This is a genomic window from Helicobacter pylori NCTC 11637 = CCUG 17874 = ATCC 43504 = JCM 12093 (assembly GCF_900478295.1).
Taxonomy (GTDB): domain Bacteria; phylum Campylobacterota; class Campylobacteria; order Campylobacterales; family Helicobacteraceae; genus Helicobacter; species Helicobacter pylori.
In genome coordinates this window covers 233246-256644 of record NZ_LS483488.1, presented here as the reverse complement: position 1 = coordinate 256644, position 23399 = coordinate 233246, and the positions used below count along the sequence as shown (strand labels likewise).

Below are 23399 nucleotides of genomic sequence, written 5' to 3'. Positions count from 1 at the left end.
TGAGATTGTGTTATAGTTATTTAAAAGGATATTTTTAATGAAAAGAATGTTAGCGGAGTTTGAAAAAATCCAAGCGATTCTAATGGCGTTCCCCCATGAGTTTAGCGACTGGGCGTATTGCATCAAAGAGGCTAGGGAAAGTTTTTTAAACATCATTCAAACCATAGCCAAACACGCTAAAGTGTTAGTGTGCGTCCATACTAACGACACTATCGGCTATGAGATGCTTAAAAATTTACCGGGTGTAGAAATCGCAAAGGTCGACACTAACGACACATGGGCTAGGGATTTTGGAGCGATCAGTATTGAAAACCATGGCGTTTTAGAGTGCTTGGATTTTGGTTTTAATGGCTGGGGGTTAAAATACCCGTCTAATTTGGACAATCAGGTGAATTTCAAACTCAAAAGTTTAGGGTTTTTAAAACACCCTTTAAAAACGATGCCCTATGTTTTAGAGGGCGGGAGCATAGAAAGCGATGGGGCCGGGAGCATTTTAACCAACACCCAATGCCTGCTAGAAAAAAATCGTAACCCCCATTTGAATCAAAATGGAATAGAAACCATGCTTAAAAAGGAATTAGGGGCTAAACAAGTGCTGTGGTATTCTTATGGCTATTTAAAGGGCGATGATACGGATAGCCATACCGACACGCTCGCTCGTTTTTTGGATAAAGACACCATTGTTTATAGCGCATGCGAAGATAAAAACGATGAGCATTACACAGCCTTAAAAAAAATGCAAGAAGAATTAAAAACCTTTAAAAAATTAGACAAAACGCCCTATAAACTCATCCCCCTAGAAATCCCCAAAGCCATTTTTGATGAAAACCAACAACGCTTGCCAGCAACTTATGTGAATTTTTTATTGTGCAATGACGCTCTCATCGTTCCCACTTATAACGACCCTAAAGACGCGCTCATTTTAGAAACCTTAAAACAACACACGCCCTTAGAAGTGATAGGGGTTGATTGCAACACCTTAATCAAACAGCATGGAAGCTTGCATTGCGTAACGATGCAACTTTATTGAACAAAATCACGCTTTTTGGCGTGGTTCAAGGCGTGGGCATGCGCCCTTTTATTTATACCCTAGCTCAAAAATTAGAGCTTGTGGGCTTTGTGCGTAACACCCAAGCGGCTTTAGAGATCATCTTACCCGCTCACAAAACAGAGTCTTTTTTAAACGCCCTAAAAAAAGGGTTACCCCCTTTAGCGTTGGTTGAAAAAATCATTATTAGCCCTTATGATAAGGCGCTAAAATTCAATGGTTTTAGGATTTTAGAAAGCAAGAACCACCCTTTAAATTTGCTCAGTCAAATCCCTAAAGATTTAGGCGTGTGTGAGGATTGCTTGCGCGAAATTAGAGATAAAAACTCCCCCTATTTTCATTACGCTTTCAATTCTTGCGCGAAGTGCGGGGCGAGATACAGCCTTTTAAACGCCATGCCCTATGACAGAGAAAACTCCGCCCTAAAACCTTTCAAACTCTGCAAATTTTGCACATCCGTTTATAAAGACGCTCATAACAAGCGATTCCACATTCAAGGCATCAGCTGCAAAAAGTGCGGTATCGCGCTCACTTATAAGCGATTCAAAAATGATGACACTCTTTTAGAATGCGCTAAAGACATTCAAAAGGGTAAAATCATCGCTCTTAAAGGTTTGGGAGGCTTTGCTCTCTTGTGCGATGCGAGAAATTTTCAAACCATAGAAAGATTACGGCTTTTAAAAAACCGCCCCTTAAAGCCTTTTGCGCTCATGTTTAAAGATCTAAACGCAGCCAAGCAGCATGCGTTTTTAAATGAATTAGAATGCGAAAGCTTAATTTCTGCAAGCGCCCCCATTCTTTTAGCGCGTAAAAAACCTGACACACCATTAGCCCCCAATATCGCTAAAAACTCCCCCTTTTATGGCGTGATCTTGCCCTATACCCCTTTGCATGCTTTATTACTAGATTTATTGGATTTCCCTATTGTGTTCACGAGTGCGAATTTCAACTCCATCCCTTTAGCAAGCGATGAAAAAGAAATCGATTCGCTTCATTTTATTTTTGATTTTAAGCTCACGCACAACCGTGCTATCATCCACAGGATTGATGATAGTATCGTGCAGCGCGTGGATAATATCATTCGCCCCATGCGTTTGGCTAGAGGGTTTGCCCCCCTTTATCTCACTTTGCCCAAACGCTCTAATGGTTCGCCCAAAAAGATTTTAGCGCTTGGAGCGGAGCAAAAAGGGCATTTTAGCTTATTGGATAGCGAAACTTCTGTTCTTTTACTCTCGCCTTTTTGTGGGGATTTGAGCGTTTTAGAAAATGAAAAACACTTTAAAGAAACTTTGAATTTTTTCTTAAAAACCTATGATTTCAAGCCCACGCTCTTAGCTTGCGACAAGCATCAAAACTACGCCACCACTAAAATGGCTTTTAAACTTAATACGCCCTTATTGCAAGTCCAGCACCACCATGCCCACTTTTTAGCGAGCGTCTTAGACGCATTGTTACAAGATCCGCATTTAAATCACCCCTTTATAGGTATCATCTGGGATGGGAGTGGGGCTTATGACAATAAGATTTATGGGGCGGAGTGTTTTGTGGGGGATTTTGAACGCATTGAAGAAGTGGCTAGGTTTGAAGAATTTTGGCTTTTAGGGGGGCAAAAAGCGATCAAAGAGCCTAAACGCTTGGTTTTAGAGATCGCTTTAAAACACCAACTCAACAAGCTTTTAAAACGCGTTCAAAAGCATTTTAAAGAAGACGAATTAGGAATTTTCCAACAAATGCATGACAAAAAAATTCAAAGCGTCGCTACCAATTCCATAGGGCGTTTGTTTGATATAGTAGCGTTTAGTTTGGGTTTAACAGGAACGATTAGCTTTGAAGCCGAGAGCGGGCAGGTTTTAGAAAATCTAGCCTTACAAAGCGATGAGAGTGCTTTTTACCCTTTTACAATCAAAAACAGCGTGGTGGGTTTAAAAGATTTTTATCAAGCGTTTGAAAAGGATTTGGGCGTTTTAGAGCCTGAACGCATCGCTAAGAAATTTTTTAACAGCCTAGTAGAAATCATTACCGCTTTGATTGCGCCTTTTAAAGAGTATGTGGTGGTGTGCAGTGGGGGCGTGTTTTGTAACCAATTGTTGTGCGAACAATTAGCCAAACGATTGAGGGGGCTAAAAAGGCAGTATTTTTTCCACAAGCATTTCCCTCCTAACGATAGCAGTATCCCTATCGGTCAAGCCTTAATGGCGTATTTCAACCCTACAATCATCAAAAAAGGATAAAAATGGATAGCGTAACTCTAGCATGCGGGAACGGGGGGAAAGAAACAAACGCTTTGATTGAGCGAGTCTTTATGCCTTATTTAAAAGAATTTATCGTTGCGTTTGATGAAGACGCCCCCACATTTAAAGCTAGTGGGGAATATTGCGTGAGCACGGATAGTTTTGTCATCACGCCCTTGATTTTTAATGGGGGCGATATAGGCAAGCTTTGCGTTTGCGGGAGTGCGAATGATGTGAGCGTGCAAGGGGGCGAACCTTTGTATTTGAATATGGGTTTTATTTTAGAAGAAGGCTTAGAAATTTCTCTTTTAAAACAAATTTTACAATCCATACAAAAAGAATTGTTTAAAGCCAACCTGAAACTCCTCTCCCTAGACACTAAAGTCGTGCCAAAGGGGAGCGTGGATAAGCTTTTTATCAACACAACCTGTATTGGTAAAATCATCAAGCCAGGGATTTCTTCGCGCCATTTAAAACAAGGCCAAGCCATTATCCTAAGCGACACTATCGCCAATCATGGGGCAAGCTTGTTTGCGATGCGTCATGAAATCAAACTTAAAACGAATCTAGAAAGCGATTGCCAACTGCTCTATCCCTTATTAAAACCCCTATTTTTAAGCGATCTCAAAATTGATGCTTTAAGAGATGCGACTAGGGGCGGGTTAGCGAGCGTGCTGAACGAATGGGCGAACAGCTCTAGAGTGAAAATCGTTATAGAAGAAGAAAAAATCCCCTTAAAAGAAGAAACGAAAGGGATTTGCGAGATTTTAGGGCTAGAACCCTACACGCTAGCCAATGAGGGGGTGTTTGTTTTAGCGCTCAATCAAAAAGACGCCCCTAAAGCCTTAGAAATTTTAAAAAGTAACGAAAAAGCTAACAACGCTTGCGTGATTGGCGGAGTGTTTGAAAACCCTTATCCTAGCGTGGTTTTAAAGAACGCATGGGGTTTTGAAAGGATTTTAGAGGTGCCAGAAGGCGAATTATTGCCTAGGATTTGTTAAAGCTAAAGCGCTTTTTAAAACCCTACCGCCCTTGATCTCTAATTTTTTTAGAGATCACCTAAGCTAAGTCTACTATACTCAAGCTATTTGAAAGAAAACTTGCAATAAGAGGGTGTTAGTGGCGGGTTATAAAAAAGCGGGCTTGATATTAGCAGTCATTTTTGGGTTTGCTGTGTTTTTTTCTGGGTGTAAGAGTGATTACGCAAAAAAAAAGATAAAAGAGAAGGGAATTAAAAAAAAGATAAAAGAAGAAGAGACAATAAAAAAAGAAAAGATAAAGGAAAAGATAAAAGAAGCGTTTGATGAAAAACTGCCAAAAAAACCACCAATAGATCTTAGAATGACTTTTGGATACAATCCTTATTGGATAAGCATCATTTCAAATGTTGATAGTATCACTATATTGAGCACAAAGATCAATCGTGGGGATTGTGGTGGAATCAGTAGGATTGATAGAAAACTAGGATTTGGCAATAGTTATGAGTTTCGCATTCTTCCATCGTTTTGTCGGTATGTCAAAGAAATTAGCGTTAAGACCGATAAAGGGACTTGGAATTTTACATTTGCTAGAAAATGATGTCATGATTTCTACAAAATAAAAACAAACTAACAATCTAAAACAGACAATACAATTTAGAAATTATTGTCATAGCCCTTTGGGAGTTTATTTTTCATGCAAAGCAAGCGGTGGTTAATCTCATAAAAAAAGCCCCCACTTTCCCCCACCCCCTAGCTCTTTATGAAAAATTAAAGCGTTAACACGCCTTGCTTTTTGAAAGCGTTTGAGATTGAGAGTAAAGCGACCAAACCCCCATTAATGGCTCAAGCTTGTTTGAAGCGAATTGATAATCACAATATCGTAAAATCGCTAGTCCAACGCTTAATAGCAAAGCGTTTTTATAGCTCTATAAAAGCCTTGATTTTATTTCAAACCTCTAAAAGCTTCAAATAATACTCATAAGCTTCTTTGATGCCCTGCTCTAAAGGGATTTCTAATTCCCATTTTAAAGCCTTTTGTTTGGAAATATCCATAAGCTTTTGCTGCATGCCCACTGGTTTGGATAAATCTTTCACAAGCACGCCCTTATAGTCTAAAACCTGAGCGACTTTTTCGTAATACTCTTCAATGCTGTAATCCACACCAGAGCCGACATTCATCACGCTAGGGATTGAAGCGATATTGTCATAAGCTAGGGCGATGAACCTGGCTAAATCTTTAGCGTTTAGATACTCTCTCCTGGCCGTGCCATCGCCCCACATCACAAACTCTTTTTCATTTTTTAATTTAGCGGTGTGCATCCTAGCAATAAGCCCGGGTATCATGTGCGCTATTTTTTCTTCAAATTTGTCAAACTCGCCATAAAGGTTGCAAGGCACTAATGTTTTATAAAAAACGCCCTTTTCAGCGCTCACATACTCGCAATACTTCATCACAGAGAGTTTGGCTAAAGCGTAGCCTTCGTTCGTTGGCTCTAAAGAGCCGTTCAACAAATCGCTCTCTTTTAAAGGGTTGGGGGCGAATTTAGGATAGGCGCAAGAGCTCGCTAGATTAATGGCTTTTTTCACGCCCGAATCTAAAGCGCTAGAAAAGAGGTACAAGCCCATTAATAAATTCTCAACCATGTAAGTTGAAAGATCGTTCATGTTAGCGACAATGCCCCCCACTCTCCCAGCGCAATGGATAATGCCTGTAGGCTTGTATTCTTTCAAATAAGCTTGAACATTGTCTTTATCCAACAAACACAATTCGCTCTTTTTAGGGGTGAGTAGAGTAACATCAGGCTTATTTTTTTTAAAATACAACGCCGTGTTCTGCCCCACCATGCCATAGGCGCCGGTGATTAAAATAATCTCATTCATAAAAATTCCTTAAAATATAACCCCCATCTTGCAAGTAAAGGTTTTTCTGGCATTCTTTTAAATCGTATTCTAACATGTCCTTAACCAACTCTTTTAAATCGTATTCCCTAACCCAGCCTAGCTCTTTTTCTGCCTTAGTGGGATCGCCTAAAAGCAAATCCACTTCGGTAGGCCTGAAATAGCGTTCGTCTATGCGCACCACGATTTGGCTCGTTTTTAAATGGCTTAAGTTTAATTTTAAAGCGTCCGCTCTTTTTTTATCAACGCTTTTAATCAAACCGATTTCTTTAATCCCTGTATTTTGAAATTCTAGATCAATACCGATAAATCCAAAGCTCATTTTCACAAAATCGCGCACGCTTGTGGTCTTTCCTGTAGCGATCACATAATCTTGTGGGATGGGCGCTTGGAGCATTAAATGCATCATTTTCACATAATCTTTGGCATGCCCCCAATCTCTTTTAGCGTCTAAATTCCCTAAATACAAGCAATCCGTTAAGTTATACGCTATCGCGCTAGCGGCTCGTGTGATTTTACGAGTGACAAAAGTTTCGCCCCTTACCCTGCTCTCATGGTTAAAAAGAATGCCATTAACCGCAAACAAATTATAAGCCTCTCTGTAATTTTTAGTGATGTAAAAGGCATACATTTTAGCGACCGCATAGGGGCTTCGTGGGTTAAAGGGGGTGTTTTCATTTTGCGGGGTTTCTAAGACTTCGCCATACAATTCGCTCGTGCTGGCTTGATAGAATCGTGTTTTCTTTTCTAAGCCTAAAATCCGCATGGCTTCTAAAATCCTTAGCGTGCCAATACCATCAGCGTTAGCGGTGTATTCTGGGGTTTCAAAAGAGACTTTCACATGGCTTTGAGCGGCTAAATTATAAATCTCTGTGGGCTTAGTGGTAGCGATCAAATGGATGAGGTTAGAGCTATCGGTCATATCCCCATAGTGCAAGAAAAAACGCCTTTTATGATCGCTATGCAAATCTTCATACAGATGATCGATCCTAGAAGTGTTGATGCTAGAAGAGCACCTTTTTAACCCATGCACTTCATAACCTAAATTGAGCAAGTATTCAGCCAGATAGCTCCCGTCTTGCCCGGTAACCCCGGTGATCAAAGCGATTTTTTCTTTCATTATTGTTCCTTTATTGAATTTTATTTATTAAATTTCCTTTATTAGGCGTTTTGATTTTGTCTGTTAAAATCATCATCAATGCGCACAATATCGTCTTCGCCGACATACTCGCCCACTTGAACTTCTATGATGATTAAAGGGATTTTGCCGTAATTAGCCAGGCGGTGTAGGGTGTTTTTAGGGATATAAGTGGACTCATTAGCTTGCAATTCAAACATTTTATGATCCAACTCCACGCTCGCCATCCCGCTAATCACCACCCAGTGTTCGCTCCTGTGGAAATGCTTTTGTAAAGAAAGCCTAGCGTTTGGTTTGACTTCCAAAATCTTAACCTTGTAACACCCGCTCTCATGCAAGACTTCATAGCTCCCCCAAGGGCGATACACTTTAGTGTGCGTTTGCAACAATTCCTGGTTGTGCATTTCTATCTCGCTCACCAAAGCTTTTAAATCCTTAGCCTTATCTTTATGAGCGATTAAAAGAGCGTCTTTAGTGTCAATAATGGCTAAATTCTCAACGCCTAAAAGAGCGCTCACTTTATGAGAAAACACTAAATTATTTGCGCTTTCTTTGGCAAAAATAGGCGTTTGATTCAGGCTGACATTTTCTTTAGGCTCGTTAGCCACCTCTTCAAAAAGAGCGTTAAAATTCCCTAAATCGCTCCATTTGGCGTTTAATCCTACCATTTTGATTTTGTGGCTTTGTTGCATTAAGGCTATATCCACGCTCACATCTTCTAAATCTTGCATGCTCTTTTCGCTCAAACGAGCGATCTTTTTTTCAAAAAAATACGCGTTTTCTAAAGATTCAAACGCTCTTTCGCACCCCTTTAAAATAGTAGGGGCATGCTTTTTTAGTTCGTCTAAAAAAACGCCCGCTTGGAAAACAAACATGCCGCTATTGAAATAAAAACCCCCGCTTTTTTGAAACTCTATCGCTTTTTCTAGGCTTGGCTTTTCAATGAATCGCTTCACATCTAAACCATTAGGGCTTTCAATATACCCAAACTCCGTGTTGGGCTTTTCAATATTGATCCCAAAAGTGACTAAAAAGCCTTTTTGGGCTAAATTAATCGCTTTTTTTATCGCATTTTCATACGCTTGAAAGTCTTTAATCAAATGATCGCTTGGCGTAACGATGAGTAAATCTTCCCTCTCACTCATTAAGGCGCTCAAAGCGATGGCGTTAGCGGTGTTTTTACTCAAGCTCTCTAATAAAAAACCCACGCTTTTGTTTTTGATTTCGCTTTCTATTTCTTCTAGGGCTAAAAAATAATGCTTTTCATTGCACACAATGAGCGTTTCATCTACTAGGGAAGCGTTTCTTTTAAAACTCAATTCAAACAAGCTTTTATGGTCAAAAAGCTTTAAAAATTGCTTAGGGTATAGGCTACGGCTTAAAGGCCATAGGCGTTTCCCGCTCCCCCCACTCAGTAAGATATTTTTAATTTTCATGCGTTTTCTTGTCAGGCTCTCTTTTGTTTTTTAGGGTTATTATAGCGTTTTTAATTGGGCATTTTTTGAGTCACTTCAAAAACTCAGCGATGACTTCATTCTCTCTGGGTATAGGGAAAAAGATGTCAGTATTGGGCGAAATGAAAACCCTACTTCCCTCTCTAATCACCACAATAGGAGCGATCTTGCTCTTGTCTCTTAAAATTTGATTGACCACTTGATTGATCCCCATGCCGCTTTGCCTCATCAATTGCATTAAGAGGTAATCCCCAAAGAAATTGGTGGCTCCTTCTTTATTGCCCCTGTTGTTTAAAGCCGAAGTGATCCCAATCAACAAGCCGTTAGTGAGAGTAGAAAGCAGTAACGGCACGCCATAGCGCTGGAAATTCCTTTCAATCAATTCCCCCACCAAGCCGTTATAGCCTTTAATGTCCGCCCCTTTAGCGTTAGTGAGCATGATATTGATGCCATGGGGAGTGATGATGCGGCTCCATACAATATCCAAGCGGTATTCGCCCATTTTGTTGTTGTTGCTGTAATAGCCTATGACTTTAGAGCCTTTGGGGATTAAGACGGCCTTGCCCATGTGAGCGAAAATATCGCTCTCCACTTGCGCGATGACTTTACCAGCGATCTGGCTAGAAATAGGCGTGATCAAAAAGGCGGGTATCATTTTATCGGCTGTAATGGTGCGTAAAAGCTTGTTTTCATTAGTGGCGATGTCTTTTTCTTTAAGGTTAGTGAAACCATCAATGCCATTAGGGTTATCCATGGGGAAAATCAGGTTTTCTTCGTAATTTTTAGGGCTTTGTTTGAAAGGGGTGATGCGAGCGGCTAATAAATCCCATTGCTTTGAAGAAAAGTCTTTTTTTAGGGGGGTTGTGTTTGTTTTTAAATCCATGGGAGGGCTCTTAAAAGTTTCTTCTTTAGAATGGTTCATTTCTTTGGAGTTTAGGGCTTTTAAAGCGGCTTTGAGCTGTTCTTGTAAGGCTTTGATGGTGGCGTCTTTGGAGCTTTCTGTGTTAGTTGGCTGTGGGTTTTGAGTGAAAGTGTAGTCTTGTAAGGGGTATTTCACCTCATCGTCATTTAAAAGGCTAGGCTGGTTATTTAAGGGGGCTTTTGGCTTTTGATGATAGACTAAAGAAATGGTTGTAATCGTTGCAAAACCCCCTACAAAAACAATCACCCCCTTAAGCCACTTATTCATCTTTACCCTTTTTGACAAAACGGATACACAAATAGTCCTTGCCCAACCTTAAAGTCCATTTAGCCGAAACGTCTTCAGCGATAATGTAATCGCCCACAATCCTAGTATTCACCGGGTTATCATAGCCATCAACGACTTTATAAATCACCGGGAATTTAGAGAGCGCTAATTTTTTGTCAAATTTGAAATAAGTGAATTGCTTGTCGTTAAAAATTTCTTTAGGCATCAAAGAGAGCTTGGATTTTTTAGAACAAATCCCTAAACAATACCATTTCCTTTGAGAGCTTTTTAAAGCCCTATAACCTTTTTGAATGTCTTTTTTAACGATTTTCATGGCGTTAGTGTTATCGCCAATAATTATAGTCTCTTCTTCTTTTTCTTTGGTTTCTTCTTTTTCTTCTTTTAAGGGTTTGTTGTTTGTGGGGGTATTTTCAAGGGTATTTTCAAGGGTATTTTCTTTATTTTGCGGCTTCATAAAAGCGTTGGAATAATAGTTTTTATCCTCTATGAAAACCTGTAAATTAGGGTGTTTGGAGCTGGTGAAAGTGGTAGAAAACACATAGAAAGAAAAAATCTTACCTTCATTATCAATCACGCTGATATTGGAATCCACGCCAATTTGTAGGGGTTTGATGAGCAAAATACGATCGTTACTTTCTAAGATTTTCGCATCAAAGCCCACCTTATCCCCTAAAACAAAATCGCTAATGGGTTTTGAAAAAAACAATAAGGTCGCCATCGCATAACGCAAGCGGATTTTATAAGTTTGCCCTTGAAAGTAATCAATGTTCAAGGTGTTGGACATTTTGGAGCGGTTTTTATCAAAAAAGCTCCCTTGAATGGCGTTTAAATCCTGCATGGGGTGGTTTAAATGCGCTGGGGCTGTTTCGTTAGCTTCTTCTAAAAAATCATCGGCTTTTAAAGCGCTAAAAGCCAACAAAAGGCCCATGAGAGCGTATAAAACCTTACGCATCAATCGCCCCTATTAGTGATTTCAGTGATGCTGTAGCGGGTGATTTTAAAGCCGGTAGGGTTTTTAGGCATGGAAGCGTAATCAAAATCCGGGGTGTCAAACAAATAGCTCAATACGATTTTATAACGCTTTTCATACACCAGCTTGTTTTCGTTCATGAGTTTAGCCGCAATAGACACGCTCGCAATGGGGTTATTGTCTTGCTGATAGATCGCAATATTGACGATATGGACTTCTCTTTCTAAATGGCTTTGCGCATAAATGCTGTTTTGGGTTTTAATCAAATCTTCAAAGCGTTGCCACACTTTAGAACTGCTTTGCAAGCGCACCAATTCATAGCGCGATTTATCGTCAATGCGGTTAATGCTCTCTCGGTTTAACACATACGCCCCAATGAGCGAACGAGCCAACGCTTCATTACTGGAAATGCTTTTATCCGCTCTTTGGATAATGGCGTAATGCTTGTCCTGGTTTAAAAAATCCACGAAATGGTGTTCGGTTTTTTGTAAGGGTAGAACACTGATTAACACGATCGCTAAAACAAGAGCGATAAAACTCATCAAGCCTAAGAGCTTGTAAGCGATTTTCAATCGGTTTCTCTCCAACCGAAACACGCTTTGCATGTCCAAATCATTCACCGAAAAACCAGAAAGCTTGTTTTCTAAATGCTTTTCTTGGTGGCTTAAAAGCTCTTCTAAATAGATCAATTGCTCGCTATTGAAAGGCTTTTCTTTCATGCGAGATTTAACCTGTTTTCATACAATGTGCAAGGGCTTTTTTTCATCTCATGCACCTTACTGGTGCAACCAAAAAACACAAGTCCCATAATAACAAAAAAAATTCTCATTAAATTCCTATTTATTTAAATTTCATTTTTTGTATTTATTGTATCCTTTTTAACCTTTTTTTGCTTGAAATTTGGGATTTTTACATCTAATTGAGTGGTTTCTACCTTAAAAGTGGGGGAATGCGTTTCTTTTTCTTTAGAGACGCTACCGCTTGTAGAAGTAGAAACGCTAGAGGGAGCGGGCGAGGTCGTGATATATTGTAAGGAATTGAAAGCGTTTTGGCTGAGGTTAGCGCTCAAATTGGTGGCGAGTTTGTAAGTTTCTTTAAGGCTGTTTTGCACCCTAAACAAAGCGTTGATGAAAAAAGGCACGCCTATGATAAAAACGCAACACAAAAATAACGCTACCACCAATAAAAGGCTTAAATCTTGTTTTTCTTGCATATGAGCGTCTATTAAAGCCTTAGTAACCGACACATTCAAAAACCCCACCAACAACAAAAGAGGCTTGTAAAATCCAAGAGCGAAGCATTTTTTTAGGCATATAACCACAACGCTCCTCCAGGTTTTAAAAAACCCAAACGCTAAAAACAGCACCCCTAAAGAGCACCACACATGCACTTCCAAATACACTAAAATGATGATCGCAAACAGCACGCTCAAAAAAAGCGCTTGCAAGATGCTTAAAAAAAGCCACACGGACATTTCATTATGGCTCAAATCGCTGATAAAGCTAAGGGCATAAAAACCATGATTAAAGATAAAATCTAAAGAAAGCGCGTGGTTAGAAAAGTTACTCAAGCTTTGAGAGAGGCTTTGCGCGATCATGTTAGGCGCAATAAAAATAGCGTTTTGGAAAAATTCATAAAAACGCATGGGATTTTTTAAAGCGTAGTTAAAAAGCACAAAAAACCCCACAAATAATAACGCTTCTGTTAGCACGCTAGCGCTGAAGAAATTCTGTTCTTTCAAGCTCCTATAAGCAAAGAGCATGAACGCCAAAGCGACCACGCTATTAAACACCAATTGCGCATGCAAAGTGTAGAGAAAAAATTCAGCGAAACGCCCTAAAATCGCCGTGAGAGGCGTGATAAACCAAGAAAGGATAATTTCATAAGCGTCATTTTTCATCAATACTTCAACGGACTTTAATGTAAAATTCAAAGCCTTTACGCAAGACTAATAATTCAATTTTAGGCGCGCTTAACACTTCTCTTAAAGCCTTTGGGTTGGACGCCACATTTTTACGATTTACCCATAAAATCCTATCCCCAAGCCTTAAAAAATCCAAGCCTTTGGGTAAATGACTGCCTATTTTAGTGATGATAAAACGCTCATCTAAAGCGATGCCGTAGCGCTCTAAAAAAGTGTCTTTGAGTAAAAACCCCCCATAACGCTTATTGACTTTGAGCGTTACTTCTTTGATTTTATGGTTTCGTTTGATTCCCACTTTTGCAAGGCTTTGGTATTTAAGATTGCTCACCACCCATTCAAACTCCGCTAATGAGTGGATCTTTTGATGGTTGATCGCTAGGATTTCATCGTTTTTTAAAAAAGGGTTTTTAGGGAAAAAGGGATCAAATTGCGCTACCACTAAACGCTTATTATCTTCTTTTAAACGCACCCCAATATCCCCATAATAAGGCTCTTGCTGGTTTAAAAAGCGCTTGATAAATTTCGTTTCTATAAAGCCATTCCCCCCTACCCCTAGCCCTAACATTTGATAACAAATATTGCTGATAACGCCATTTTTTTGGATCTTTTGCGAAATTTGAGCGTAGCGGTCATAGCCTTTTTGCCCCACTAATAATCGTGCTTCTAGGGCTTCTTTATCCCCTATGCTAGCCATAGGCCTTATAAGGGCGTCTTTGTCTAATTCCCTTAATGTATAAACATACTCGCTTGGCGCGCTTTGCAACAAATACAGCCCTACAAAAGGATCGGATTTGATGACTCTGGCGTGTTTAGGGTAGGTTTTGGAATAATACAAATACACGCCCTTAGGCAATTCTTTTAAAGCCACGCCCCCTTTTTGAAGGCTCGCTTTTTTAAAAAAAGCCTGACAATGCTTGAAATCATAAGCCCCTAAGCCATTCAAAAAAAACCATAGAACGATAAAGGCTTTGTGAAGCATCACAATTTAGCAAAATTCCCTAGCATGTTAAAGGCTAAATTTTTTCGGTTTTCTTCTACGGCTTTATACCCGTCATTCAAAGCGCTCATCAAATAGATTTGCATCGCTTCTTTATCTTCTAACAGGCTGTCATCAATTTGCAAATCCACTAACTCCCCCACCCCATTAAAACTCACGCTCACCATTCCCCCACCGCTTTTGGAAGTGTGGATCGTGTCTTTATTCTTTTCTTCTAGTTGGGAAAACTCTTTTTTCATGCCGTCTAACAACCCGCTTAACCCGCCCAATTGACTAAAATCCATCTCTAACCCTTTTCTAAAATTTCGTTTTTTTCATCCACTAGCACGATGCATGGCTTGTGCGCATTGATTTCATCTTCATTCATGCTCGCATAAGCTAAAATGATCACCACATCGCCTATGGCCACCTTTCTGGCCGCTGCGCCATTGACGCAAATTTCGCCCCTTTTTTTCCCTAAAATCACATAGGTGCTGAAGCGTTCGCCATTATTAACATCCACGATTTCTACCTTCATGCCCTCTCTAAGCTTAGCGAACTTGGCTAAATCCTCATCTATGGTGATCGAGCCTATGTAATTGAGATTAGCGTCTGTGATAGTGGCCCTATGGATTTTACTATAAAGCATTTCAAAAGTCATTTTCTTTCACCTTTTGTGCACGCTTGATTTCTTTTAAAACCAATTGGTTTTTTTCTAGCAAGCAAGCGATCTTACAAGGTTTTTTAAACGATTGCAAGAGCAGTAGATCGCTTAATGGGGTTTTGATCTCATTGTGAATGATTTTTTTAATTTCTCTCGCTCCTAAAGTCGTTTGGTAGCTTTTTTGCGCGATGGATTTCAAAACTTCTTTATGGAATTTTAAGGCTATGTCTTGCTCTAGCGCTAGGGCTTTTAATTTGTCTAATTCCACAGAAACAATGCGTTCAAAATCCTCCAAACTGAGCGCGTTAAACGGCACGATCGCATCAATCCTAGATCGTAATTCAGGGGTCAAAAGCTCTTTAACGGCTTTATCATACTTGGTATTTTTAGCGCTAAAAAACCCTAGCGCATCCTTATCCTTACTCCCCACATTTGAAGTCATAATCAGTATCACATGCTTAAAACTCGCCTGATTGCCTAAATTATCGCTCAAAGTGGCGTTATCCATCACTTGCAACAACAAATCATACACATTAGAATGGGCTTTTTCTATTTCATCTAAAAGCAGCAAACAATGCGGGTGTTTTTTAATCGCATTCACCAACAGCCCCCCTTGCTCAAACCCCACATAACCGCTAGGACTCCCGATGAGTTTTGCCACGCTATGGGCTTCTTTGTATTCGCTCATGTCAAAGCGTTCAAAATGCAAATTCAAATTCAAGGCCAATTCTTTAGCCAATTCTGTTTTCCCCACCCCACTAGGCCCCACGAATAAAAAGCTCCCCACAGGCTTATTTTTTGCAGAAAGCCCGCAATGCTGGATTTTAATCGCATTGCTGACAAGATTGATCGCTTCTGCTTGGGCAAAAATCTTATTTTTAAGCGATTTTTCCAAGTTCCTTAAAAGGGCTTTTTTGTCGCTGCTCAAACGCATTTTAGGGATTTTAAGCTTTAAAGCGAGTGTTTCTTTCACATCATCAACGCCGATTTTTTTGCCCTTTTTAGGGCTGATTTTTTTCCTCGATCCCACCTCATCTAATAATTCAATCGCTTTATCCGGCAAGAATTTATCATGCATGTAATCACTCGTTAGATCCACGCATGCCTTAAACACGCTCTCATCATAACGCACCTGGTGGTGTTCTTCATAAAGGGGAGCGATCTTTTTTAAAATCAAGTAACACGCCTCTTTAGAAGGCTCTTCAACTTTTATGACTGAAAAACGCCTGTTGAAAGCCTTGTCTTTTTCAAACACGCTGCGGTATTCTTCAAAAGTGGTCGCTCCTAAACATTTCAAGCTCCCATCCGTTAAAACCGGTTTTAATATATTCGCCGCATCCAAGCTCCCAGCGTTACTGCTCCCTGCGCCTAAAAGGGTGTGGATTTCATCAATGAATAAAATGATACGGCCGTTTTGTTGGATTTCTTTGAGCGTTTTTTTCAAGCGTTTTTCAAAATCCCCTCTGTATTTTGCCCCAGCCACCATTAAGGCTAAATCCAAAGAATAGACTTCATATTCTTGCAAAAACTCCGGCACTTCTTTTTGAGCGATTTTTAAAGCTAAAGCTTCAGCGATGGAGGTTTTCCCTACGCCCGCTTCGCCAATTAAAAGCGGGTTATTCTTTTTTCTGCGCCCTAAAATTTCTATCACTCTTAAAATCTCTTCTTCTCTGCCAATGACTGGATCTAAAGCGTTGTCTTGGGCTAAAGCGCTCAAATTTTTAGCGTATTTTTTTAGGGGAGTGTTTTTGGGCGCTTCTTCATTATCATTAATGTCATTAGGAATACCATGGTTATCCAAATCCAATAAAGCAGGATTAGAATACAAACGAGCGATGCCAAAACTATCCATGAGTTTTGAAGCGTAACAATCGGGGTGATCCAGCATTAAAATAAGCAATTCTTCCACGCCCACGCTCTCAAAACCACTCGCATACATTCTTTTAAGCATTCTTAATAGCACAAAACTCCTAGCAGGCATTTTGGCTGGATCGCTCTTTAAAGGCACGTATTGCAACAAATAGTCTTTAAGGATTTGTTTTAATTTATCATAGTCATCTCTTTCTAAAGCGCCAATAATCTTTTCCCCGCTCTCATGCTCTAAAATGACTAGTAGCACATGCTCTGTGGTGCAAAGGGCGTGGTTAAGATCCAGGGCTAAATTTAAAGCTTGGTTCAGGACTTCATTGAGATCTTGATTGAATTTAGCCATTATTTTATCTCTTCTACCAATAATTTTAAAGGGAGATCTAGCTCTCTGGCTTTATCCCTAACCCATGCTGCCCTATGCCTGGCAATATCATAAGGATAGACGCCACAAACCCCACAGCCATCACGATGGATGCTTGATGTGAGGGCTTTGGCCTCTTCTAAAGACTTGTCAAAAAAATCCCTCAAAGCAGAGATCACGAATTCCGCTGTCGTAATGGGGTCATCAACCATGATCACTTGCGCCATGGTTGGGGTGGGTATGTTATACATTTTCATGTCGCTTATTCATGCTATTTGGCGATCACAACAGGGATACTAGATTGTTCAACCAAGCTATTTTGGTGCGAAATGAACAAACGATACAACAAATTAGATTCGCTCGCCCCAATCAATAACAAATCATAATCCTTCGCCATATCCAAGACCACATCAATCAAATCGCCGCTTTTTAGAACGCTCTCGCACTCTATGTTTTCTTTTTTGAAAGCGTCTTCAAATTGCTTCAACAAAGCATTAGCTTTTTCTTCTTCTAAGGCTTCTGTCTGGCCATAATCCATCATCCCGCTTTCGCTATAAATAAACACTTCCATGCTCACATGCAATAGAGTGAAACGGACCTCTTTAAGCGAATGGGCTAATTTGACAGCGAATTTAATAGCGTTATAACATTCTTGCGTGTCGCTAATCCCAAATAAAATATTCATAAGAACCAACCTTAAATGGAGTTTTGGTATTATACCAAATAAACCCTAATGACCCGCTGAAAGCTCAAAGATAAAGCGCTACAATCTCGCTTAAAGAAAAGGACACAAAATGCTATTGAATTACGACTTTTTAGAATTTGTTGATGAGCCACGACAAAGACACACTTCTTTGACAGCATCTATTGATAAGGCGTTAGCGGACAGGAAATTAGCTAGACAAAATAAACCTAAAGTAAAGATAAAAGATAACTTATCTTTAAGAGCGGCACTAGATGCGTTTGGTGAGGAACTCTCACGACTTAAAAGAGAACAAAACACAGAGACTATTAAAGGCTCTACAATTGAGAGCGCTAATCTTAATAGCATTGTCAATAAAATCAAAAGCGGACTACCTTTTGGGACTATCTCGGCGTTTAGACCTTTTAAACCTGCCTTTGAAAAAGACTTTACTGAAAAGGAACGAGAATTATTGATAGAAGCGTATAAGAGCGGTTATAAGGCATCTCAATTAGACAAAGTAGCTAAAAATTGGAATGACGACCCTAACCCCATAGACGCTTCCTATCTTGCTGACGCCTTTTTGAGAGAGTATAGGACTATCGCTCTCAAACTATCCACAGCACTAGGTAAGTCTTTTGTTAGTAAATTCTTAAACCCTAAAAGTGAAGCCACAATGAAAGACTTTATGTCTAGCGATAAATTTGTTAAAAAATACCGCTACACTCAAAAAGACAATATGAAAAGGACACAACAGCTAAAATCACTATTGGATAGTAAGCGACACTTTTTAGGTTATATTCAAGTAATCGGTTATTGGAAAGACAATCTCGAGGACGACCTTATCCCTGATAAAGAGACTAGCTTTTTTGTGTTTGTCAATGAACCTAGTAGCACATTTTATTTAAGAAATCATTTGTTATTATGGGCGAGACAATTCAATCAAGCGGCGATTTGCTATTGCCAAAATAGTGTTTATAACAACAAAGACAGATACTATGTGGAATTGGTGAATGCTACACCAAAGAGATTTGGTAAGGTAGAGGCTAAATTCACTGACATCACATTCTCTGTCCCTAAAGAATTACCACACTCTCTCACAAGACTAAAAAACAAAGTCTATACATTCTTTGAGAGAAACCCTGAAAAAAACAATTATGGTATAGCTTTTAAAGACATTGTTAAGACACAAATAAAAGCGACTTATATGCCCCACATTATTGGCAACCTTACAGACACATTTGAAAATGAAATTAAAGGATTTATTAAAAGGACACAAAGTAGGCTTCGTGCGTATGGGTATCCAAAGTCGTTCAATGTTGATGAGATAGAAAATTGGGAGCAACAAGCAACTAAAACAAGAGAACAACGAAAATGCGCTATGAGTAAAAGCTTTAGACAAAGCTACAACCACAACATTAAAGTCAATAACCTTGTCAAAGCTATGCGACAAGGTAAGAAAGTGAGTAGGACATTGATTGCTAAAGTGCTTGCTAACACCACAGACACCGATGCGGGTTATTGCTTTATTTCACCGACAGATTTAGCGACACAACTTAACAACATCAGCCCTAGACTATCTAAAAGCATCGTTACCGCTATTGAGCAAGCAGAGGGCGTTAGGCTAACTTATGCGTTGATTGACAAGGTTTCGTATAATTCGCTCCACAATATCTTAAGTTTCATTTTTGATATTGATAACCCTTTAAGCGACCAAGCGTTTGATGAGTTGGTTATTGAAGTCCCAAGAGAAGCGCTAAAGAATGTGAAGTTGCCACAAATCAAAAATGTATTGACCGCTCAAATCTTTGAGGGCGCTTACCAATTTAAAAGTTAAACCATGCTCTTTATCAGTGCGACTAACACGAATGCCGGAAAAACCACATGCGCTAGGCTATTAGCCCAATATTGCAACGCTTGTGGCGTCAGAACGATTCTATTAAAACCCATTGAAACAGGCGTCAATGATGCAACCAGCCCCTTTAGCGACACGCATCTGTTCTTGCAAGATAACCGCCTTTTAGATCGCTCTTTAACCTTAAAAGACATTTCATTCTATCGTTACGCTAAAGCTTCAGCCCCCCTCATCGCCCAACAAGAAGAAGATCCAAACGCCCCCATTGATATAAATCATTTAATCCAACGCCTCCAAAATTTCACCAAAACTTACGATTTAGTCATCGTTGAAGGGGCTGGGGGGCTATGCGTGCCTATCACTGTAGAAGAAAACATGCTAAATTTGGCCCTAAAATTAAAAGCCAAAATGCTTTTGATTAGCCATGACAATTTGGGCTTGATTAATGATTGTTTGCTGAATGATTTTTTATTGAAATCCCACCAACTAGACTATAAAATCGCTATCAATTTGAGGGAAAATAACACCGCTTTTCACAGCATCAGTTTGCCCTATATTGAGCTTTTTAATACACGCTCCAATAACCCCATTGTGATTTTCCAACAAAGCCTGAAAGAATTAATGAGCTTTGCTCTTAAATAAAGTGCAGACAGAACGCGCGCTGATAAAAAAGCCCATTAACAGCAAAGCGTATAAAATCCAGCTAAAAATGGGCTTTGAAATGTCAGCGCTCTCTTTTAAGGGCTTTAAAAAAATCACATTAGGGAACATGTTAAACAAATTGATCCGCCAACCATAGTATTTCACTTCCACTTGCTGATTGATTAAACTTTGAGCGAGAGCTGAAATATCAGCCGAATTAAACTTAAAATAAAAAGGGAAGCTAAAGCGCGTGTCTTCGTTACGATAAACGGTTACGCTTTTTTGATCCTTAGGGTCGTAAGTTTGCACAAAATAGACATCTCTAGCAAGGGTTTTTACTTCCTTATTATTGGGCGTGTTTTCATTTTCATTCATTCTTTTGACTTCCACCCCGCTAATGACAGCCGCGCTATAATGGGGCATGCAATAGCTCACTAAGAGCATGAGCACTAAAAAGATCGCCGTTAAAATGAACAAAACCACATTACGCACAAATTTTATCAACTTCATTCCTTATGATAGTATTAGCCTTTTTTCGCATTCAAACACCATTTAAAAGCTTAAAAAACGCTCTTTCACATGTTTTCAATCATCACGCTAGCAAATTCAGAGCATTTCACTTCTTTAGCCCCATCCATTAAACGAGCGAAATCGTAAGTTACTTTCTTGCTTTTAATCGCTTTTTCCATAGCAGAGACGATCAAATCAGCCGCTTCCACCCAACCCATATGCCTTAACATCATTTCCGCGCTCAAAATAATAGACCCCGGATTGACTTTATCCAGCCCAGCGTATTTAGGAGCGGTGCCATGGGTGGCTTCAAACATGCCCACTGTGTCGTTGAGATTAGCCCCAGGAGCGATACCAATGCCCCCCACCATCGCCGCTAATGCATCAGAGATATAATCCCCGTTCAAATTCATGGTCGCAATGACGCTGTATTCGCTAGGGCGTAAGAGAATTTGTTGCAAAAACGCGTCAGCGATCATGTCTTTAATGATGATTTCTTTACCGGTTTTAGGGTTTTTCAAAGAACACCATGGGCCTTTATCAATGACTTGAGCGTTAAATTCTTTTTGAGCGAGCGCATAGCCCCATTTCATGAACGCCCCTTCGGTGTATTTCATGATATTGCCTTTATGCACAAAAGTTACGCTTGGCTTGTCGTTATCAATAGCGTATTCAATCGCTTTTTTCACCAGCCTCTCTGTGCCTTCTTTGCTAATGGGTTTTACCCCTATGCCACTGCTTTCAGGGAAGCGGATCTTTTTAACCTTTAGTTCATTTTGTAAAAAATGGATGAGTTTTTTCGCTTCCGCGCTGCCTTCTTGCCATTCAATGCCCGCATAAATGTCTTCAGAATTTTCTCTAAAAATCACCATATCCACTTTTTGTGGTTCTTTAACCGGGCTTGGACTCCCATACCACCTTACCGGTCTCAAGCACACATACAGATCCATTTTTTGGCGTAACGCTACATTCAAAGATCTAAACCCCTCACCAATAGGCGTGGTCAAAGGCCCTTTAATGGAAACTTTATAATGGTTAATCGCTTCAATAGTGTCCGGTAACAGCCATTGCTCTTCTGGGCTTAATTCCTTGTGATCTTTAAATTTTTGATAGCATTTTTCGCCCACAAACACCTCATACCATGCGATTTTTTTCTCGCCCTTATACGCTTTTTGAACCGCACTATCCACGACTTTAATCATCGCTGGGGTAATATCTGATCCAATGCCATCGCCCTCAATGAAAGGGATAATGGGGTGGTTTGGCACATGCAATTTGTTGTCTTTAATCGTAATTTCTTCGCCCTCTTTAGGCTTTTGTAAAATTTTAGGGTTGTAAGCCATCTCTTATCCTTTTTATAAAATTTAAGTAACTATACTAGCGCAAAAATACTATATAACCCCTAAAAATCTTTTTTTGAATGCGTGTTTAAAAGTAGCGGTTGGAAATAACTTGAAAAAACGCAATGTTTTTAAAAAGAAATCATTTAATTTTTTGGCTTATAATGGGGTGCTATCATTCTAAAAACTTAAGGAAGTCAAATGTCTGTTACTTTAATCAATAATGAAAATAATGAACGCTATGAATTTGAAACGATTGAATCCACCCGTGGGCCTAAAGCGGTGGATTTTTCCAAGCTTTTTGAAACGACCGGGTTTTTTTCTTACGATCCAGGGTATTCTTCTACCGCTGGGTGCCAATCTAAGATCAGCTATGTCAATGGCAAAAAAGGCGAATTGTATTACAGAGGGCATAGAATAGAAGATTTAGTCGCCAAATACAAATATGTAGATGTGTGCAAATTGCTCCTCACAGGGGAGTTACCCAAAAATCAAGAAGAAAGCTTGGAATTTGAATTGGAATTGCGCCACAGAAGCTTTGTGCATGAGAGCTTGTTAAACATGTTTTCAGCTTTCCCTAGTAACGCCCACCCTATGGCGAAACTCTCTAGCGGCGTGTCTATTTTATCCACCCTTTATTCCACGCACCAAAACATGCACACTGAAGAAGATTACCAAACGATGGCCAGAAGGATCGTCGCTAAAATCCCCACGCTTGCAGCTATTTGCTATCGCAATGAAGTGGGAGCACCCATTATTTATCCAGATATCGCACGCTCTTATGTGGAAAATATCCTTTTCATGCTGAGAGGGTATCCTTACAGCCGTTTAAAACACACCACTCAAGGCGAAGTAGAAATCACGCCCCTAGAAGTGGAAGCCTTTGATAAAATCCTAACCTTGCACGCTGACCACAGCCAAAACGCCTCTTCTACCACGGTAAGGAATGTCGCTAGCACCGGTGTGCATCCTTATGCAGCCATTAGCGCAGGCATTAGCGCTTTATGGGGGCATTTGCATGGCGGAGCGAATGAAAAAGTGCTTTTACAATTAGAAGAAATCGGCGATGTGAAAAATGTGGATAAATACATCGCGCGAGTGAAAGACAAAAACGACAATTTCAAACTCATGGGCTTTGGGCATAGGGTGTATAAGAGCTACGATCCGCGCGCCAAAATCTTAAAAGGCTTGAAAGACGAACTGCACCAAAAAGGCGTTAAAATGGACGAGAGGTTGAGCGAAATCGCTGCGAAAGTGGAAGAAATCGCGCTAAAAGACGAGTATTTCATTGAAAGGAATCTCTACCCTAATGTGGATTTCTACTCCGGCACGATTTTAAGGGCTTTAAAAATCCCAGTGCGTTTTTTCACGCCGGTGTTTGTCATTGGCAGAACCGTAGGCTGGTGCGCTCAGCTTTTAGAGCATGTCAAAAGCCCGCAAGCCAGGATCACGCGCCCAAGACAAGTCTATGTAGGGGATTAAGGCTTTGTTTGAATAGAGCGTTGGTTAAGCTTTAAGAAACGCTTCAAAGCTTGTTTAAAAGAGCAAAGCGTCTTCGCACCAAGCGAGCGATAATTTAACCGCATGCAACCAAAACTCAAGGATAACCCCACTTTTACAAGCAAACCCTTGAGTTTTTGGGGAAA

23 protein-coding genes are annotated in these 23399 nt (G+C 39.9%); 7 read left to right on the top strand and 16 right to left on the bottom strand.

Annotated elements, in window-relative coordinates; all coding sequences use genetic code 11:
• The first annotated feature begins 37 nt into the window (after positions 1-37).
• The 4 genes from DQL14_RS01245 to DQL14_RS08485 all read left to right on the top strand — a co-directional run bounded on the left by DQL14_RS01245 (position 38) and on the right by DQL14_RS08485 (position 4857).
• Positions 38-1030, top strand: a complete 993-nt coding sequence (locus DQL14_RS01245; protein ID WP_108169565.1) for an agmatine deiminase family protein — start codon at positions 38-40, stop codon at positions 1028-1030.
• The gene (gene hypF / locus DQL14_RS01240) at positions 1027-3279 is read left to right on the top strand and encodes a carbamoyltransferase HypF (protein ID WP_162296904.1); all 2253 of its coding nucleotides are present in this window, start codon (positions 1027-1029) and stop codon (positions 3277-3279) included. Before DQL14_RS01245 ends, hypF begins: the two co-directional genes overlap by 4 nt.
• Positions 3280-3281: 2 nt before the next feature.
• Complete coding sequence (gene hypE, locus DQL14_RS01235; protein WP_108169563.1) at positions 3282-4280, top strand: hydrogenase expression/formation protein HypE; 999 nt, start codon at positions 3282-3284, stop codon at positions 4278-4280.
• Positions 4281-4398: 118 nt separating this feature from the next.
• Positions 4399-4857 carry a hypothetical protein gene (locus DQL14_RS08485; RefSeq protein ID WP_331837352.1) on the top strand — a complete coding sequence of 153 codons (459 nt, stop codon included), beginning with the start codon at positions 4399-4401 and terminating at the stop codon, positions 4855-4857.
• A 350-nt stretch (positions 4858-5207) separates the two neighbouring features.
• On the opposite strand, the gene DQL14_RS01210 is transcribed toward DQL14_RS08485, so the two are convergent.
• The 14 genes from DQL14_RS01210 to DQL14_RS01145 all read right to left on the bottom strand — a co-directional run bounded on the left by DQL14_RS01210 (position 5208) and on the right by DQL14_RS01145 (position 17409).
• Entirely contained in the window at positions 5208-6140 is a 933-nt protein-coding gene (locus tag DQL14_RS01210) for a GDP-L-fucose synthase family protein (RefSeq protein WP_108169561.1), read from the bottom strand.
• Positions 6133-7278 (bottom strand): GDP-mannose 4,6-dehydratase, encoded by a 1146-nt coding sequence (gene gmd, locus DQL14_RS01205; protein ID WP_111735917.1) that lies wholly within the window; start codon positions 7276-7278, stop codon positions 6133-6135. Before gmd ends, DQL14_RS01210 begins: the two co-directional genes overlap by 8 nt.
• A gap of 41 nt (positions 7279-7319) precedes the next feature.
• Positions 7320-8732 carry a mannose-1-phosphate guanylyltransferase/mannose-6-phosphate isomerase gene (locus DQL14_RS01200; RefSeq protein ID WP_108169559.1) on the bottom strand — a complete coding sequence of 471 codons (1413 nt, stop codon included), beginning with the start codon at positions 8730-8732 and terminating at the stop codon, positions 7320-7322.
• Positions 8733-8802: 70 nt separating this feature from the next.
• On the bottom strand, positions 8803-9939 hold the full coding sequence (locus tag DQL14_RS01195; protein WP_108169558.1) for a DNA type IV secretion system protein ComB10: 1137 nt from the start codon (positions 9937-9939) through the stop codon (positions 8803-8805).
• Entirely contained in the window at positions 9932-10912 is a 981-nt protein-coding gene (locus DQL14_RS01190; RefSeq protein ID WP_108169557.1) for a TrbG/VirB9 family P-type conjugative transfer protein, read from the bottom strand. The genes DQL14_RS01195 and DQL14_RS01190 overlap by 8 nt, the downstream gene beginning before the upstream one ends.
• Positions 10912-11649 (bottom strand): VirB8 family type IV secretion system protein, encoded by a 738-nt coding sequence (locus DQL14_RS01185; protein WP_000660523.1) that lies wholly within the window; start codon positions 11647-11649, stop codon positions 10912-10914. Before DQL14_RS01185 ends, DQL14_RS01190 begins: the two co-directional genes overlap by 1 nt.
• Positions 11646-11759, bottom strand: coding sequence for a hypothetical protein (locus tag DQL14_RS01180; RefSeq protein ID WP_001217873.1), 114 nt, complete (start codon positions 11757-11759; stop codon positions 11646-11648). The genes DQL14_RS01185 and DQL14_RS01180 overlap by 4 nt, the downstream gene beginning before the upstream one ends.
• Positions 11760-11774: 15 nt before the next feature.
• Positions 11775-12830: a type IV secretion system protein gene (locus DQL14_RS01175; RefSeq protein WP_108169556.1), complete on the bottom strand. Its 1056-nt coding sequence runs from the start codon at positions 12828-12830 to the stop codon at positions 11775-11777.
• 7 nt (positions 12831-12837) lie between these two features.
• Complete coding sequence (locus DQL14_RS01170; protein ID WP_108169555.1) at positions 12838-13833, bottom strand: PDZ domain-containing protein; 996 nt, start codon at positions 13831-13833, stop codon at positions 12838-12840.
• On the bottom strand, positions 13833-14135 hold the full coding sequence (locus DQL14_RS01165) for a YbaB/EbfC family nucleoid-associated protein (RefSeq protein ID WP_000347928.1): 303 nt from the start codon (positions 14133-14135) through the stop codon (positions 13833-13835). Before DQL14_RS01165 ends, DQL14_RS01170 begins: the two co-directional genes overlap by 1 nt.
• 2 nt (positions 14136-14137) lie before the next feature.
• Complete coding sequence (panD, locus tag DQL14_RS01160) at positions 14138-14491, bottom strand: aspartate 1-decarboxylase (RefSeq protein WP_000142226.1); 354 nt, start codon at positions 14489-14491, stop codon at positions 14138-14140.
• Complete coding sequence (locus DQL14_RS01155) at positions 14481-16706, bottom strand: AAA family ATPase (protein ID WP_108169554.1); 2226 nt, start codon at positions 16704-16706, stop codon at positions 14481-14483. The genes panD and DQL14_RS01155 overlap by 11 nt, the downstream gene beginning before the upstream one ends.
• Complete coding sequence (locus tag DQL14_RS01150; RefSeq protein ID WP_000784903.1) at positions 16706-16981, bottom strand: ATP-dependent Clp protease adaptor ClpS; 276 nt, start codon at positions 16979-16981, stop codon at positions 16706-16708. Before DQL14_RS01150 ends, DQL14_RS01155 begins: the two co-directional genes overlap by 1 nt.
• A gap of 14 nt (positions 16982-16995) precedes the next feature.
• The gene (locus DQL14_RS01145; RefSeq protein WP_033587787.1) at positions 16996-17409 is read right to left on the bottom strand and encodes a universal stress protein; all 414 of its coding nucleotides are present in this window, start codon (positions 17407-17409) and stop codon (positions 16996-16998) included.
• Between the two features lie 109 nt (positions 17410-17518).
• Here DQL14_RS01145 and DQL14_RS01140 point away from each other — a divergent pair, with 109 nt between their 5' ends.
• Positions 17519-19243, top strand: a complete 1725-nt coding sequence (locus DQL14_RS01140; RefSeq protein ID WP_108169553.1) for a hypothetical protein — start codon at positions 17519-17521, stop codon at positions 19241-19243.
• Between the two features lie 3 nt (positions 19244-19246).
• Entirely contained in the window at positions 19247-19903 is a 657-nt protein-coding gene (bioD, locus tag DQL14_RS01135; protein WP_108169552.1) for a dethiobiotin synthase, read from the top strand.
• On the opposite strand, the gene DQL14_RS01130 is transcribed toward bioD, so the two are convergent.
• Entirely contained in the window at positions 19880-20407 is a 528-nt protein-coding gene (locus DQL14_RS01130; protein WP_162296841.1) for a DUF1523 family protein, read from the bottom strand. The two genes, bioD and DQL14_RS01130, sit on opposite strands and share 24 nt — an antisense overlap.
• A 71-nt stretch (positions 20408-20478) precedes the next feature.
• Entirely contained in the window at positions 20479-21756 is a 1278-nt protein-coding gene (gene icd / locus DQL14_RS01125) for an isocitrate dehydrogenase (NADP(+)) (protein WP_000323961.1), read from the bottom strand.
• Between the two features lie 198 nt (positions 21757-21954).
• Here icd and DQL14_RS01120 point away from each other — a divergent pair, with 198 nt between their 5' ends.
• Positions 21955-23235, top strand: coding sequence for a citrate synthase (locus tag DQL14_RS01120; protein ID WP_000117433.1), 1281 nt, complete (start codon positions 21955-21957; stop codon positions 23233-23235).
• The last annotated feature ends 164 nt before the right edge of the window (positions 23236-23399 follow it).